Here is a 15868-nt window from a genome sequence, read left to right as displayed (position 1 = left end):
ACCGGTAGGAGCGAGCTTGCTCGCTCCTACCGGTTGGTAGCGTCAAGCCTGGTAGCTGATGCGTCCGTCAACCAGGGTGTAACGCACCGTCGCCGGCAGGCTATGCCCAATAAACGGGCAGTTTTCGCCTTTCGACAACCACTGCTCCCCGGCAACCGTGGAGCTGGCCGGATCAAACAACACCAGATCCGCCGCCGATCCCACCGCCAACTTACCCGCCGGCAGGCGCAGGGCCTCGGCCGGGCCAGCGCTCAGGCGTGCCAGCAAGGTCGGCAAGTCCAGCAATCCATCCTCCACCAACGTCATCGCCAACGGCAGCAACAGTTCGACACTGCTGATGCCCGGCTCTGTCGCGCCAAACGGTGCCAGCTTGGCATCCCGCTCATGGGGCTGGTGATGGCTGGAAATCGCCGAGACCACGCCGGACTTGACGGCCGCGCGCAAACCTTCGCGGTCGGCCAGGGTGCGCAGCGGCGGCTGCACGTGGTACAGGCTGGAGAAGTCGATCAGCGCTTCATCCGTCAGAATCAGCTGATACAGCGCCACATCCGCCGTCACCGGCAAGCCACGGGCCTGGGCCTGGGCGATCAGGGCGACGCCGCGAGCGCTGGTCAACTGGCTGAAGTGCGCGCGCACGCCGCTTTGTTCCACCAGCAGCAGGTCACGGGCCAGGGCCACGGTCTCGGCGGTTTCCGGAATGCCCGGCAGGCCGAGGAAGCTGGCCACGGCGCCTTCATGGGCCAGGCCGCCTTCGGCCAGGTCGCGGTCCTGGGAATGGAAGATCACCGTCAGGTCGAAGGTGGCTGCGTATTCCAGGGCGCGCAACAGCGTGCGGGTGCTGCGAAAGCTTTCCAGGCCATTGCCGAAGGCTACGCAACCGGCGTCGCGCAGGGCGATCAGTTCGGCGAGTTGTTCGCCCTCCAGGCCTTTGCTCAAGGCGCCGATCGGGAACACCTTGCAATTGCCGGCTTCACGGGCGCGGTCGAGGATCAGTTCGGTCACGGCCGACGTGTCGAGGATCGGCTTGGTGTGCGGCGGGCAGCACAGGCTGGTCACGCCGCCGGCAGCGGCGGCGCGGGTTTCGCTGATGATGTTGCCTTTGCGGCTGTAGCCTGGCTCGCGCAGGGCGACGTTCAGGTCGACCAGGCCCGGCGCGGCCACCAGGCCTTTGGCGTCGAGGGTTTCAGTCGCGCTGAAACCTGCCGGAGCAGCGCCGATGGCGATAAGCTTGCCGGCTTCCAGATGCAGATCGGTGACTTGATCCAGGCCACTGGCCGGATCGATAACGCGAGCGCCAAGAATGCTGAGCTTCACTGGGCGTTCTCCTGCTCGAATTGACGTTGCGCGGTTTGCCCGCTCATGGCCATGGACAGCACGGCCATGCGGACGGCGATGCCGTAGGTGACCTGGTTGAGGATCACCGACTGAGGGCCGTCGGCCACCGCCGACTCAATCTCTACCCCACGGTTGATCGGGCCCGGGTGCATGACGATGGCATCCGGCTTGGCGCCGGCCAAGCGCGCAGTGGTCAGGCCGAACAGGCGGTAGAACTCGCCTTCGCTCGGCAGCAGGCCACCGGCCATGCGCTCGCGTTGCAGGCGCAGCATGATCACTACATCCACGTCCTTTAGGCCTGCGGCCATGTCGGTGTAGACCTTCACGCCGTACTGCTCGATGCCGATCGGCAGCAGGGTTTTCGGGGCGATCACACGGATATCCGGGCAACCCAGGGCTTTGAGGGCCAGCATGTTGGAGCGTGCAACCCGCGAGTGCAGGATGTCGCCGACAATGGCCACCGAGAGGTTTTCAAAGCTGCCCTTGTGCCGACGAATGGTGAGCATGTCGAGCATGCCCTGGGTCGGGTGGGCGTGGCGGCCGTCGCCGCCGTTGATGATCGCCACCTGCGGGCACACGTGCTCGGCGATGAAGTGCGCGGCGCCGGAGTCGCCGTGGCGCACCACGAACATGTCGGCGGCCATGGCTTCCAGGTTGCGCAGGGTGTCGAGCAGGGTCTCGCCCTTGCTCGCCGACGACGTGGACACGTTCAGCGTGATCACGTCGGCCGACAGCCGCTGGGCAGCCAGTTCAAAGGTGGTACGGGTACGCGTGGAGTTCTCGAAGAACACATTGCAGATGGTCTTGCCGCGCAGCAGCGGGACCTTCTTCACCGCGCGGCCACCGACTTCGAGGAACGAGTCGGCGGTGTCGAGGATTTCGGTGAGCAGTTCGCGGGGCAAACCGTCGAGGGACAAGAAGTGTTGCAACTGGCCCTGAGCATTGAGCTGCAGCGGGCGCTTGGCATCGAGAGGCGTCATCGCGGGGACTCTTTACAAGGCGGTTTAAAGGGCGAGGTCTTGCAGTTCGAGTTCGAGCGGCGTGGGACCGGACAATTTTACCCGCTGGTAGGCTGAAAGCGACAGTGTGGCGCCGACCACATCCGGGCTGATCGGCAGTTCGCCTGCATCCAGGTCGAGCAGGCACACCAGGGTCACGCTGGCCGGGCGGCCGTAGTCGAACAGTTCGTTCATGGCGGCACGGATGGTGCGGCCACTCATCAGCACGTCGTCGATCAGCACCAGGTGCTGGCCTTCGATCTCGAATGGCAGGGCCGACGGGCGCACTTGTGGGTGCAGGCCGTTCTGGCTGAAGTCGTCACGGTAGAAGGACACGTCGAGGGTACCGAGGGGCGAGTCGCTGCCTAGTTCTTCCAGCAGCGCCTGGGCCACCCACACACCGCCCGTGCGGATGCCGATGAAGCGCGGCTCGCTGATGTTGCGGTGTTGCAGATGGGCTGTGAGGCTTGTGGCCATCTGGCTGATCAGTTCGGCGGGGTTCGGCAGGCTCATGCAGGCTCCTTCAGGACCTTGGCGCAGGCAAGGTCCGGGCTCAAACGTAAAAAGACGCGGCAAGCCGCGTCAGTCAGGATTCAAATAATGCAGTGTTTTCATCCAGCCATCCCTGCAACAACAGGGCGGCGGCGATGGCGTCCACGGGGTTGTCGCGGTAGCTGCCCTTCTGCCCGCCACGGTCACGGCGCTCACCCTTGGCTTCAAAGGTGGTGAGGCGTTCATCGTGGGTATAAAAGGGCAGGTTGTAGCGGCCATTGAGGCGGCGGGCGAATTTTTCGGCGCGCAGGCACATGTCGCTGGGGGTGCCGTCCATGTTCAACGGCAGGCCGACCACGACCGCATCGGGCTTCCACTCTTTAATGAGGGCTTCGACCTGGTTCCAGTCCGGCACGCCGTTCTGGGCTTTCAAGGTGCACAGCTCGCGGGCCTGGCCGGTGATGACCTGGCCGACGGCGACGCCGATCTGTTTGGTGCCGTAGTCAAAACCCAGGATCAGTCGCAAAGCCATCAGGCGTGCCCCGCCTGGCTGGTCAACAGGCTGAGGTTGACCCGCAGCTTGGCCGCAGCCGCTTCCAGGCGCAGTTCGCTGGGCGTGTTGAACAGGATGTCGGCATCAAAGGGGCACGTCAGCCAAGCGTTGCTGGCGAGTTCAGCCTCCAATTGGCCGGCTTCCCAGCCCGCGTAACCGAGGGTGATCACACTCTGCTCAGGGCCCACGCCGTCGGCGATGGCGAACAACACGTCCTGGGAGGTGGACAGTGACACACCGTCCAGATCGACGGTGGCCTGGAACTTCGGCCCCGTCGGGTGCAGCACAAACCCGCGATCGGTCTGTACCGGCCCGCCGATGTAGATCGGCACGCCCTGGCAACGGGCAGGCGGGTCGACTTCCGGGCGCAGCTGTTCAAGGATATCCGCCAGGTTCAGCTCCTGCGGGCGGTTGACCACCAGCCCCATCGCACCATTGGCCGTGTGCTCGACGATGTAGGTCAAGGTCTGCGCAAAGTTCGGGTCGGCCATATGGGGCATGGCGATCAGGAATTGATGCTTGAGATAGGTCGGGCTGACATTTTTCATGTCCGATAGTGTGGCGGTGGAGGGGCGAACTGACAAGCTGGTGATGTGCCACAGGGGGCAATTGTCATCAATTACTCGACAGCCGATCGCCCTTGGCGAACTTCCAGGTGCGGATGATTTCCAGCCGGTCGACGTCGTTCAAGTCGCCGCTGAAAGGGGCGAAAGGCGCAGCCAGGCGCACGATGCGCTGGGCGGCCTGGTCCAGCAGCGGCTGGCCGGACGACTCCAGTACCTGCACTTCATAGAGCGTGCCGTCACGATTGATTGAAACCAATAGACGCAAATTGCCGTAAATCTGCTGACGGCGGGCTTCTTCGGGATAGTTGAGGTTGCCGATGCGTTCGACCTTCTTGCGCCACTCGTCTTTGTACCAGGCACCTTTGTCGCGCATGGTCGAGGCGGCGTTCAGCCGGTAGATGCGCGGGCGCTTGGCGTACAGCTGCTGTTCGTTGGCCAGTTCGGCTTCGAGGCTGGAGATCTCGTCGGAAAGCGTCGAACTGTCGAACGTCGGCGCCGGCTTTACAGGCTCGGGCTTGGGTTCGGTCTTGGTCTTTTCGCGTTGGGTCGGGGCTTTTTGCGGCTTGGGTGCGACGGTGGTCACTGCAGCCTTGGGCGCAGCCTGCTTGACCTCCGGCTTGGGCACCGGCGGCGGGGTGACTTTATTCACCTTGTTGTCCTGGAACGGCGCCACTTCGGTGGTCTTGGGTATGGCTTTTTTGTCGAGGGTGCCGCTGCCTTGCTGGTTGTCCTGGGCGAGAAAGTCAGCCTTCTCAGGCTTCTTTTCACTTTTGAACGTGGCCAGGGTGATTTCCAGGGTTTTGCTGATCTGCTTCGGCTCGACCATGGTGAAACCCACGCCGAGGATCAGGGCCAGGTGAATCAACGCGGCCAGGAACAGGGTAAATCCGAGCCGATCAGCCGGGCGCACGCCGCTGTGGGAGAGTTCGGGGGGCAGCTCGGACGGGAGTGTCATGACAAAAAAACCAACATCGCGCGTTTCACAGGTGGGGCATGATAGCGCAATGTTGGTGCGTGTCCGGCTGTTCTATATCACTTGGCTTGCAGCTTGCGCTCAATGGCCGCCATCAGCATTTCGCCGATGTTGGTGCCAAATGCATTATCGATCTCGCGGATGCAGGTCGGGCTGGTGACGTTGATTTCAGTCAGGTTCTCGCCGATCACGTCCAGGCCGACAAACAGCAAGCCCTTTTCACGCAGGGTCGGGCCGACCTGGGCTGCAATCCAACGGTCCTTGTCCGACAGCGGGCGCGCTTCACCCCGACCACCGGCCGCCAGGTTGCCACGGGTCTCGCCCGCCGCCGGGATGCGCGCCAGGCAGTAATCCACCGGTTCGCCGTCGATCATCAGGATGCGCTTGTCACCGTCCTTGATCGCCGGCAGGTAGGCCTGGCCCATGATCTGCTGGGTGCCCAGGGCAGTCAGGGTTTCCAGGATCACCGACAGGTTCGGGTCGCCTGCGCGGTGACGGAAGATCGAGGTGCCGCCCATGCCGTCCAGCGGCTTGAGGATCACGTCACCGTGCTTGGCGGCAAATTCACGCAGCACGTCGGCGCGGCGGCTGACCACGGTGGGCGGCGTGCACTGTGGGAACAGGGTGGCGAACAGCTTTTCATTGCAGTCGCGCAGGCTTTGCGGCTTGTTGACGATCAGCACGCCGGCGCGCTCGGCCTGCTCCAGCAGGTAAGTGGAGTAGACGAACTCCATGTCGAACGGTGGGTCCTTGCGCATCAGGATCACGTCCAGATCGCTCAGCGGGCTGTCGATTTCATCTTGCAGTTCGAACCACTTTTCCGGGTTGGCAAACACCTGCAGCGGGCGCATGCGTGCACGGGCCTCGCCGTCGCCCTGGTAAAGATCGCGCTGCTCCATATAGAACAGGGTCCAGCCGCGGGCCTGGGCGGCCAGGAGCATGGCCAGCGAGCTGTCCTTTTTATAGGAAATGCTGGCGATAGGGTCCATGACAATGCCGACGCGAACGCTCATGGGGGATTTCCTCTAGCAAATAAGGGCGCATAAAAGTGGCGTCAGAGTGGCGCTGCGGCTGTTGTGGGTCAAGGAAAAACCACCTGGCCGGTTGCTCGATAGATTGCGCCCGGAGACTGTGCTAAAAAGACTGCCACGGCGCACCGGCCCTTGAATTCCAAGGCCCGCGGCGCTCATCCTGTGCAACATCAGGCAGTACACACCGAAAACCGATTCGCTGTGGCGATGGCAGAGCAGATATGGAACAGCATTCCAACGCCTTGAGAGTGATGGTGATCGACGATTCGAAGACGATCCGCCGCACCGCTGAAACCTTGTTGAAGAACGTGGGGTGCGATGTCATCACGGCCATCGACGGTTTCGATGCCCTGGCCCGGATTGTTGATCATCACCCGCATATTATTTTTGTCGACATCATGATGCCGCGCCTGGATGGCTATCAGACCTGCGCGCTGGTGAAGAACAACCCGGCGTTCAAGTCGATCCCGGTGATCATGCTGTCGTCCAAGGACGGCCTGTTCGACAAGGCCAAGGGGCGCATCGTGGGGGTCGATCAGTTTTTGACCAAGCCTTTCAGCAAGGAAGAACTGCTGGGCGCGATCAAGGCCTACGTGCCGGGGTTCGCCGCAGTAGAACAAGCACACTGACGCCGCCTCACAAGGGCCGGCGTCCACCTATGTAGTGGGGAAAACCATGGCACGTGTTCTGATCGTCGACGATTCGCCGACTGAAATGTACAAACTGACCGGCATGCTGGAAAAGCATGGCCACCAGGTCCTCAAGGCCGAAAACGGCGCGGACGGCGTGGCCCTGGCCCGCCAGGAATTACCCGACGCCGTGCTGATGGACATCGTGATGCCGGGCCTCAACGGCTTCCAGGCCACCCGCCAGCTGTCCAAGGAGCCGGAAACCAACGGCATCCCGATCATCATCATCACCACCAAGGACCAGGAAACCGACAAGATCTGGGGCGCGCGCCAGGGCGCCAAGGATTACCTGACCAAGCCGGTGGATGAAGAAACCCTGATCGCCACCCTGAACAAGGTGCTGGCCGGCTGACGGTTCGCCATCATGACCGAGTCGCAAACCGCCTTCGAGCTGCTGCTGGACATTGACCGCCGCTGCCGCCTGCTGGCCGCTGACCTGCCGTCCCAGGAAACCCGCCTGCAACGCTGGAGCGGGATCGGCTTTCGCCTGGACCAGCACTGGTATGTGGCGCCCATGGGCGAAGTCGCCGAAGTCCTGCACGAACCACGCTGCACCTTGATGCCCGGGGTCAAGGCCTGGGTCAAGGGCGTGGCCAACCTGCGTGGGCGCCTGTTGCCGGTGATGGATTTGGGTGGGTTCCTCGGCCTTGAGCTGTCCAAGGCGCGCAAGCAACGGCGAGTGCTGGTGGTGGAGTTCAACGACGTGTTTGTCGGGCTGCTGGTCGACGAGGTGGTGGGGATGCAGCATTTCGCACAAGACGCCTGGCGGGCGAACACCGCGCCCGACGCAGCGTTTATTCAAGGCCGGTTCAACGGCGACCCGTCGTGGCAGGTGTTCAGCCCCTTCGCTCTGGCCCAAGCCCCTGGCTTCATGGATGTTGCCGCATGACCACCGCTACCGCACTCAAACCCCAGGCCGGCTCGCGCAGCCGCTCGCAGATCATCGTGCTGTTCATCGCACTGATCGTGTTCATCATGTTGCTGTTCGCCAACTTTGCGTACCTCAACACCCAATCCACCTACGACAAACAGTACATCGGCCATGCCGGTGAGTTGCGCGTGCTGTCCCAGCGTATCGCCAAGAACGCCACCGAAGCCGCCGCCGGCAAGGCTGCGGCGTTCAAGCTGCTGGGCGACGCGCGTAACGACTTCGCCCAGCGCTGGGGCTTCCTGAAAAAAGGTGACCCGCAAACCGGCCTGCCCGCCGCGCCCAGCGCAGTGCGTGCCGAAATGCGTGCGGTGCAGACCGACTGGGAAGCACTGCTGAAAAACACCGACGCAATCCTCGCCAGCGAGCAGACCGTGCTGTCGTTGCATCAGGTGGCCGCGACCCTGGCCGAAACCGTGCCGCAACTGCAGATGGAATCGGAAAAGGTCGTCGATATCCTCCTGCAACGCGGCGCTCCGGCCAGCCAGGTGGCGTTGGCCCAACGCCAATCACTGCTGGCCGAACGTATCCTTGGCGCGGTGAACACCGTGCTGGCCGGCGACGAAACCGCCGTGCAGGCCGCCGACGCCTTTGGTCGTGACGCCAACCGTTTCGGCCAAGTGCTTAACGGCATGCTCCAGGGCAACCCCGGTTTGCGTATCACCCAGGTCGAGGACCGCGACGCCCGCGCGCGGTTGGCGGAAATCGCCGAGCTGTTCGAGTTCGTTTCCGGCTCCGTGGATGAGATCCTCGAGACCTCGCCGCAGCTGTTCCAGGTGCGAGCCTCGGCGAGCAATATCTTCAACCTCTCGCAAACCCTGCTCGATGAAGCCTCGCACCTGGCCACCGGGTTCGAAAACCTCGCCAGCGGGCGCAGTTTCGACACCATCGGCGGCTATGTCCTGGGCCTGCTCGCCCTGACCTCGATCATCCTGATCGGCCTGGTGATGGTGCGCGAGACCAACCGCCAGCTGCACGAAACCGCCGAGAAGAACGAGCGCAACCAGAACGCGATCATGCGCCTGCTGGATGAAATCGAAGACCTGGCCGACGGTGACCTCACGGTGACTGCCTCGGTGACTGAAGACTTCACCGGCACCATCGCTGACTCCATCAACTATTCCGTCGACCAGTTGCGCGACCTGGTCGCCACCATCAACCTTACCGCCGGGCAAGTCGCCGGTGCCGTGCAGGACACCCAGGCCACCGCCATGCACTTGGCCCAGGCCTCGGAGCATCAAGCCCAGCAGATCGCCGAGGCGTCCACCGCGATCAACCAGATGGCCCAGTCCATCGACCAGGTCTCGGCCAACGCTGCCGAGTCCTCGGCGGTGGCAGAGCGCTCGGTGGAAATCGCCAACAAGGGCAACGAGGTGGTGCACAACACCATCCACGGCATGGACAACATCCGCGAGCAGATCCAGGACACCGCCAAGCGCATCAAGCGCCTGGGCGAGTCGTCCCAGGAAATTGGCGACATCGTCAGCTTGATCGACGACATTGCCGACCAGACCAACATCCTCGCCCTCAACGCGGCAATCCAGGCAAGCATGGCCGGTGATGCCGGACGCGGCTTTGCGGTGGTGGCTGACGAAGTGCAGCGCCTGGCGGAGCGCTCATCGGCGGCGACCCGGCAGATTGAAACGTTGGTGCGGGCGATCCAGGCCGACACCAACGAAGCGGTCATTTCCATGGAACAGACCACCACCGAAGTGGTGCGCGGCGCGCGGCTGGCCCAAGACGCCGGGGTGGCGCTGGAAGAGATCGAAGGCGTATCCAAGACCCTGGCGGCGCTGATCCAGAGCATCTCCAACGCGGCGCAGCAACAGACCTCATCGGCCGGGCAGATCTCCCTGACCATGAACGTGATCCAGCAGATCACCACCCAGACCTCGTCGGGGTCGACGGCCACCGCCGAAAGCATCGGCAACCTGGCGAAAATGGCCAGCCAGTTGCGGCGGTCGGTGTCGGGTTTCACCTTGCCGCCGGCGCGTCCGGTGGATGAACAGCCCCACAGCCATTCATGATTTCAACGCGGAGCAGTTATGGTTGATCGGCACGACTACGTGGCCCTCGAATGGGTCAAGGGCGACATTGCCGAAACCCTGAAACAGGCTCGCTCGGCGCTCGACGCTTATGTTGAGACTACAGACGCCGAAGCGATCAGCGAGTGCCTGGCGTGTGTCCACCAAGTGCATGGCGCGTTGCAGATGGTCGAGTTCTACGGCGCGGCGCTGCTGGCCGAGGAAATCGAAGAATTGGCCCTGGCCCTGCAAGCCGGGAGCGTCAGTCAGCGCGACGAAAGCATCCGCCTGTTGCAACAGGCCCTGACTCAATTGCCGTTGTACCTGGACCGCGTGCACAGCGCCCGCCGCGACCTGCCGCTGGTGGTGTTGCCACTGCTCAATGACCTGCGCAGCGCGCACGGCGAAAGCCTGTTGTCGGAAACCAGCCTGTTCAGCCCGCAATTGCTGACCATCGCGCCACTTCCGGATGAGGCCCTGGCCCAACGCGCGGTACCCGACCTGAAAGAGCAACTGCGCCAGTGGCACCAGCTTTTGCAGCAGGCGCTGGCCGGGCTGCTGCGTGAAGACCATGGCCCCAGCAACCTGGAGGACATGGCGAGGGTGTTCGCACGCCTCGAAGCACTGTGCCAAGGCGCGCCGCTGTTGCCGCTGTGGCAAGTCACCTCGGCACTGGTCGAAGGCATGCTCACTGGCGTGATCGCCAACAGTCCGGCGCTGCGCAGCCTGCTCAAGGCCAGCGACAAACAACTCAAGCGCCTGCTGGCCCAAGGCATTGGCGGCATCAACCAGCCGGCGCCGGATGAGTTGCTCAAGAGCCTGCTGTTCTATGTGGCCAAGGTCACGCGTCCGACGCCGCGCATGCAAAGCCTGAAGGAGCGCTACGGCCTGGATGAAGCCTTGCCTGACAGCGCGGTGGTCGACGCCGAGCGCGCACGCCTGGCCGGGCCGGACCGCAACGCCATGGGCTCGGTGCTGGGCGCTTTGTGTGAGGAATTGGTTCGGGTCAAAGAACGCCTCGACTTGTTCGTACGCAGTGACCGCCAGCACACCAGCGACCTTGATGCATTGCTGGCGCCGTTGCGGCAGATCGCCGATACCTTGGCGGTGCTGGGCTTCGGTCAGCCGCGCAAAGTCATCATCGACCAACTCGCCGTGGTGCTGAGCCTGGCCCAGGGCCATCGAGCACCCAACGACGCCGTGCTGATGGATGTCGCCGGCGCTTTGCTCTACGTCGAAGCCACGTTGGCGGGCATGGTCGGCACCGTCGAGCCGGAAAGCCGCGAAGAAAGCCGCTTGCCCACCACCGACCTGACCCAGATCCACCAGTTGGTGATCCGTGAATCCTGCCAGTGCCTCAAGCAAGCCAAGGAACTGCTGATCGACTGCATCGAAGCTGATTGGGACCGCCAGCGCCTGGAGTCCCTGCCGGAGCTGCTCAGCCAGGTGCGCGGCGCCCTGGCGATGATCCCGTTGCCCCGCGCGGCAAGCCTGATGCGTGGCTGCACCGATTACGTCGACGAGCAACTGATGGGCAACGATGCACCGCCCTCCGAGAGGCAACTGGCGCATTTCGCCGACGTGATCAGCAGCCTGGAGTATTACCTGGAGCGCATGCTCCAGGATCCGGATGCGGCGGGTGAGCGTGTGCTGGAGCTGGCCACCCAAGGCTTGGCCGCACTGGGTTACCTGCCCGCCGAAAAACCCTGGCGCCAGGCCCTGGTTGCACCGGATGGCGCGCTCTCGGCCGAGGTTGCGCCGAGCCAATCCCAGTTCGACGCACTCGCCAGCCCCACGTCGCGGCTGAACCCGCCGGCCCTGCAGCGCCCCGGCAGCCTGTTGCCGCCGCCGGCCGATGAAGAACCCATCGACGATGAACTGCGCGAAGTCTTCCTTGAGGAGACCGACGAAGTCCTCGAGGTGTTGCACCGCTACCTGCCCAACAGCGCGGACAAAACCGCCCAGGCCGAAATGCGCCGCGCCTTCCACACCCTCAAAGGCAGCGGCCGCATGGTGCGCGCCCTGGTCTTGGCCGAGTTGGCCTGGGCGGTGGAAAACCTGCTGAACCGTGTGCTGGAGCGCAGCGTGTCCCTCGACCCTGACGTGCAGCAGGTGCTGGACGAAGCGGTGGCCTTGCTGCCGGAGTTGATCGCGGACTTTGCCATTGACGACCAGCGTCAACGCGATGAAGTCGATGCCCTGGCTGCCCGTGCGCACGCCTTGGCCAGCGGTACACCCGCGCTGACCGCCGAGCCTCATGATCCGATGCTGCTGGAGATTTTCCGCAACGAAGCCCAAAGCCATCTGGACAGCCTCAACCACTTCCTGCACCAGGCCGCCGAGCATGTGCCGCTGCAAGTCAGCGATGAACTGCAACGCGCCCTGCACACCCTCAAGGGCAGCGCCTACATGGCTGGCGTGTTGCCGATTGCCGAGCTGGCGCGCCCGCTGGATCACCTGACCCGCGAGTACAAGGCCCACCGCCTGCCGCTGGACCTGGACGAAGTGGAGTTGCTGCTGGAAGCCGAAGGCCTGTTCCAGCGAGGGCTGCGTGACTTGGACAGCGATCCCCTGGCGCCGATCCACGGCGCAGAGGACCTGATCAACCGCACCCAGAGCCTGCTGGATCAGCAGCTTGAAGCACTGCTCGACGTGCGCATCAAGCGCGATCCACAGTTGATCGCCAACTTCCTGGCCCAGGGCATGGACATCCTGCTCGACGCCGAAAGCCTGCTACGTCGCTGGCAGCAACACCCCGGCGAACGCCAGGAACTCACCGCGCTGCTGGATGAATTGACCACGCTGGGGGAGGGCGCGCACGTCGCAGACCTGCATGCCATCGACGCACTCTGCGAAGCGTTGCTCGACCTGTACGGCGCCGTGGAGGAAAGCAGCCTGGCGGTCAGCGAGCGGTTTTTCCATGAGGCCGAACAGGCCCATGAAGCGCTGATCAGCATGCTCGACCAGCTGGCCGCCGGCCAGGAAATCAGCCCGGCGCCGGCCCGTGTCCAAGCCTTGCGCGAGTTATTGGACGAAGCCCTCGACCCGTCCGCCACCGGCCTGATCAAAAGCGATGGCAGCCGCGCGCTGAGCATTGCCGAACTGGGCGCCGCCACACAGCAGTTGGATCAGCAAACGACGATGGACGACGAGATCGTCGAGATCTTCCTCGAAGAAGCCGTGGACATCCTCGACAGCGCCGGGCAGTCGCTCAAGCGCTGGTTGCTGGAGCCTGACAACGCCGCGCCGTTGTCATCGTTGCAACGCGATCTGCACACCCTCAAGGGCGGCGCGCGCATGGCGGAAATCGAGCCGATTGGCGACCTGGCCCACGAGTTGGAATGCCTGTACGAAGGGCTGGTGGATCGCCGCTACAGCTACTCCGCCGAATTGTCCCAGGTGCTGATGGCCAGCCATGAACGCCTGGCCTTGCAGCTTGAAGAACTGCAACATCACCAACCTTTGAGCGACAGCGCCGAGCTGAGCGCCAGGGTGCGTGCACTGCGCCAAGGCAGCGCGCCAGCGGCACCGGTCGCCGCGCCGCCTGCGTCTGGTGCCGACCCTGAGCTGCTGGATATCTTCCTCGAAGAAGCGGCCGACATCCTCGACAGCTCCAGTGCTGCGCTGTCGCGCTGGCAGGCCGAGCCCGGCAATCGCCAGGAAGTGGAGACCCTGCTGCGCGACCTGCACACCCTCAAGGGCGGCGCGCGTATGGTCGAGATCGCGCCCATCGGCGACCTGGCCCATGAACTGGAATTTCTCTACGAAGGCCTGTCCGCCGGTTTGCTCGCGCCATCCCCGGAATTGTTCGCGTTGCTGCAAGGCTGCCACGACCGCCTGGCGCAGATGATCGACGCGGTGGCGGACGGCTTGCCGGTCGGCTCGGTGGACAAGCTCATCGAGCGCATCAAAAGCCTGGTGCACCCGAGCGATGAGCCGGTGACGCCATTGGCGTTGCCGGCGGGCAAGGTGGAGGCCGTCGTCGACCCGATGGCCGACATGGTGAAGATCTCTGCCGAGCTGCTCGACGACCTGGTCAACCTGGCCGGTGAAACCTCGATCTTCCGTGGCCGTATCGAACAGCAAGTCAACGACGCACGCATCGCCCTGACCGAAGTGGAAACCACCATCGAACGCATGCGCGACCAACTGCGTCGCCTCGACACCGAGACCCAGGGCCGCATCCTCAGCCGCCAGCAAGCCGAGGCCGAGCGCCTGGGCTATGAAGACTTCGACCCGCTGGAAATGGACCGCCATTCGCAGTTGCAGCAACTGTCGCGCGCGTTGTCCGAATCTGCCTCTGACTTGCTCGACCTCAAGGACACCCTAGAACGCCGCAACGAGGACGCCCACGACCTGTTACAGCAACAGGCGCGTATCAACACCGAGTTGCAGGAAGGCCTGATGCGCACGCGCATGGTGCCGTTCGAACGCATGCTGCCGCGCCTCAAGCGCATCGTGCGTCAAGTGGCGGGCGAGTTGGGCAAGGACGTGGAGTTCATCGTCGGCAACGCCGAAGGCGAGATGGACCGCAACGTGCTGGAACGCATGGCGGCGCCGCTGGAACACATGCTGCGCAACGCCGTCGACCATGGGCTGGAGTCCCGCGATGCGCGGCTGTTGGCCGGTAAGCCGGAGAAAGGCCGCATCACCCTGGACTTGACCCACGAAGGTGGCGACATCGTCTTCGACATGCGCGACGACGGCGCGGGTGTGCCGCTGGAGGCGGTGCGGCGCAAGGCAATCAAGCGCGGTTTGCTCGATCCGAATCAAGAGATCAGCGACCGCGACGTGTTGCAGTTCATCCTGCAACCGGGCTTCTCCACGGCGGAAAAGATCACGCAGATTTCCGGGCGTGGTGTGGGCATGGATGTGGTGCATGAAGAAGTGCGTCAGTTGGGCGGCTCGATGTTCATCGACTCGACGCCGGGTATGGGCGTGCACTTCCGTATTCGCCTGCCGTTCACCGTGTCCGTCAACCGTGCGCTGATGGTGCAATGTGCGGACGATCAATATGCGATTCCGCTCAACACCATCGAAGGCCTGGTGCGTGTGTTGCCCCATGAGTTGGCCGGGCATTACCAGCAGGATCCGCCGCGTTATGAATACGCCGGCCAGCGTTACGAGCTGTTCTACCTGGGCGACCTGTTGCACACCGTCAGCCGCCCGAAACTGTTGGGCCAATATCAACCGGTGCCGGTACTGCTGGTGCAATGCAATGAGCGGCGCGTGGCGATCCATGTGGACGCCATGGCTGGTACGCGGGAAATCGTGGTCAAGGGCCTGGGGCCGCAATTCGCGGGCGTGCAGGGCTTGTCCGGCGCGACCATTCTGGGCGATGGCCGCGTGGTGTTGATCATCGACCTGCTGGCGCATATCCGTTCGCGCCAACCGGCCTTGCCGGCCCAGTCGGTGGATGCGCCGCTGATCCTCAACGACCCGCTGAAAAAGCGTCCGTTGCTGGTGCTGGTGGTGGACGACTCGGTCACCGTGCGCAAAGTCACTAGCCGCCTGCTGGAACGCAACGGCATGAACGTGCTCACCGCCAAAGACGGCATCGACGCCCTCGCCGTGCTGGAAGAACACACCCCGGACCTGATGCTGCTCGACATCGAAATGCCGCGCATGGATGGCTTCGAAGTCGCCACCCAAGTGCGCAACGACCCTCGACTGATGCGCCTGCCGATCATCATGATCACCTCGCGCACCGGCCAGAAACACCGCGACCGCGCCATGGCCATCGGCGTGAATGACTACCTCGGCAAGCCGTACCAGGAATCGGTGCTGCTCGAAAGCATCGCCTACTGGAGCAAGTCCCATGCTTGACCACCGCGCCAGCCAACTCACCGGCCTGCTGCTACCCCTGGCCGACCGCCACCTGGTGCTGCCCAATGTCGCCATCGCCGAGCTGATCGACTTCCAGCGCGGCGAACCGGCCAGTGATGCACCGCCGTGGTATTTGCGGCAAGTGACCTGGCGCGATCGGCAAATCCCGCTGATCAGCTTTGAAGCGGTGTGCGGCGAAGCCAGCGTGACCGGCGAACGCTCGCGGATCGTGGTGCTGAACGCGTTCGGTGGGCGGCCAACGTTGAAGTTTATTGCGCTGGTGATTCAGGGGATTCCCCGGTCGTACAAGCTCGACAATGAGTTGAGTTATGTCGACGTGCCGCTGTGCCCGCTGGAGCTGGCGGCGGTGCAGGTGGGGGAGCATGTGGCGAAGGTGCCGGATTTGATGGGGTTGGAGGCGTTGTTGGTGGAGTCCGGCCTGGCCTGATCCTG

13 protein-coding genes are annotated in these 15868 nt (G+C 63.6%); 6 read left to right on the top strand and 7 right to left on the bottom strand.

What is annotated here, in order from left to right:
- Positions 1–42: 42 nt before the first annotated feature.
- From ACP7EW_RS16325 to gshB, 7 genes are all read right to left on the bottom strand, one after another.
- Positions 43–1314 carry a dihydroorotase gene (locus ACP7EW_RS16325; protein WP_033897062.1) on the bottom strand — a complete coding sequence of 424 codons (1272 nt, stop codon included), beginning with the start codon at positions 1312–1314 and terminating at the stop codon, positions 43–45.
- Entirely contained in the window at positions 1311–2315 is a 1005-nt protein-coding gene (locus tag ACP7EW_RS16320; RefSeq protein ID WP_016976042.1) for an aspartate carbamoyltransferase catalytic subunit, read from the bottom strand. Before ACP7EW_RS16320 ends, ACP7EW_RS16325 begins: the two co-directional genes overlap by 4 nt.
- 24 nt (positions 2316–2339) lie before the next feature.
- Complete coding sequence (gene pyrR, locus ACP7EW_RS16315) at positions 2340–2846, bottom strand: bifunctional pyr operon transcriptional regulator/uracil phosphoribosyltransferase PyrR (protein ID WP_426218351.1); 507 nt, start codon at positions 2844–2846, stop codon at positions 2340–2342.
- 73 nt (positions 2847–2919) lie between these two features.
- Complete coding sequence (gene ruvX, locus ACP7EW_RS16310; RefSeq protein WP_003195067.1) at positions 2920–3357, bottom strand: Holliday junction resolvase RuvX; 438 nt, start codon at positions 3355–3357, stop codon at positions 2920–2922.
- Positions 3357–3926, bottom strand: a complete 570-nt coding sequence (locus tag ACP7EW_RS16305) for a YqgE/AlgH family protein (protein ID WP_033897066.1) — start codon at positions 3924–3926, stop codon at positions 3357–3359. The genes ruvX and ACP7EW_RS16305 overlap by 1 nt, the downstream gene beginning before the upstream one ends.
- A gap of 67 nt (positions 3927–3993) precedes the next feature.
- Entirely contained in the window at positions 3994–4899 is a 906-nt protein-coding gene (locus tag ACP7EW_RS16300; RefSeq protein WP_426218349.1) for an energy transducer TonB, read from the bottom strand.
- Between the two features lie 77 nt (positions 4900–4976).
- Positions 4977–5930: a glutathione synthase gene (gshB, locus tag ACP7EW_RS16295; protein ID WP_028618297.1), complete on the bottom strand. Its 954-nt coding sequence runs from the start codon at positions 5928–5930 to the stop codon at positions 4977–4979.
- Between the two features lie 239 nt (positions 5931–6169).
- Between gshB and pilG the strand changes: the two genes are divergently transcribed.
- From pilG to ACP7EW_RS16265, 6 genes are read left to right on the top strand one after another with little or no spacing between them, the layout of a single operon-like run.
- Positions 6170–6577: a twitching motility response regulator PilG gene (gene pilG / locus ACP7EW_RS16290; RefSeq protein WP_010564379.1), complete on the top strand. Its 408-nt coding sequence runs from the start codon at positions 6170–6172 to the stop codon at positions 6575–6577.
- 46 nt (positions 6578–6623) lie between these two features.
- Positions 6624–6989, top strand: a complete 366-nt coding sequence (pilH, locus tag ACP7EW_RS16285) for a twitching motility response regulator PilH (protein ID WP_016976047.1) — start codon at positions 6624–6626, stop codon at positions 6987–6989.
- Between the two features lie 12 nt (positions 6990–7001).
- Positions 7002–7526 (top strand): chemotaxis protein CheW, encoded by a 525-nt coding sequence (locus ACP7EW_RS16280; RefSeq protein ID WP_426218347.1) that lies wholly within the window; start codon positions 7002–7004, stop codon positions 7524–7526.
- Positions 7523–9592 (top strand): methyl-accepting chemotaxis protein, encoded by a 2070-nt coding sequence (locus tag ACP7EW_RS16275; RefSeq protein ID WP_038850853.1) that lies wholly within the window; start codon positions 7523–7525, stop codon positions 9590–9592. Before ACP7EW_RS16280 ends, ACP7EW_RS16275 begins: the two co-directional genes overlap by 4 nt.
- An 18-nt stretch (positions 9593–9610) precedes the next feature.
- Positions 9611–15415, top strand: a complete 5805-nt coding sequence (locus ACP7EW_RS16270; RefSeq protein ID WP_426218344.1) for an Hpt domain-containing protein — start codon at positions 9611–9613, stop codon at positions 15413–15415.
- Positions 15408–15863 (top strand): chemotaxis protein CheW, encoded by a 456-nt coding sequence (locus ACP7EW_RS16265; RefSeq protein WP_426218342.1) that lies wholly within the window; start codon positions 15408–15410, stop codon positions 15861–15863. Before ACP7EW_RS16270 ends, ACP7EW_RS16265 begins: the two co-directional genes overlap by 8 nt.
- The last annotated feature ends 5 nt before the right edge of the window (positions 15864–15868 follow it).

Source organism: Pseudomonas sp. DWRC2-2 (assembly GCF_049897885.1).
GTDB lineage: Bacteria > Pseudomonadota > Gammaproteobacteria > Pseudomonadales > Pseudomonadaceae > Aquipseudomonas > Aquipseudomonas azotoformans_A.
This window is presented reverse-complemented; position numbering and strand designations above follow the sequence as displayed.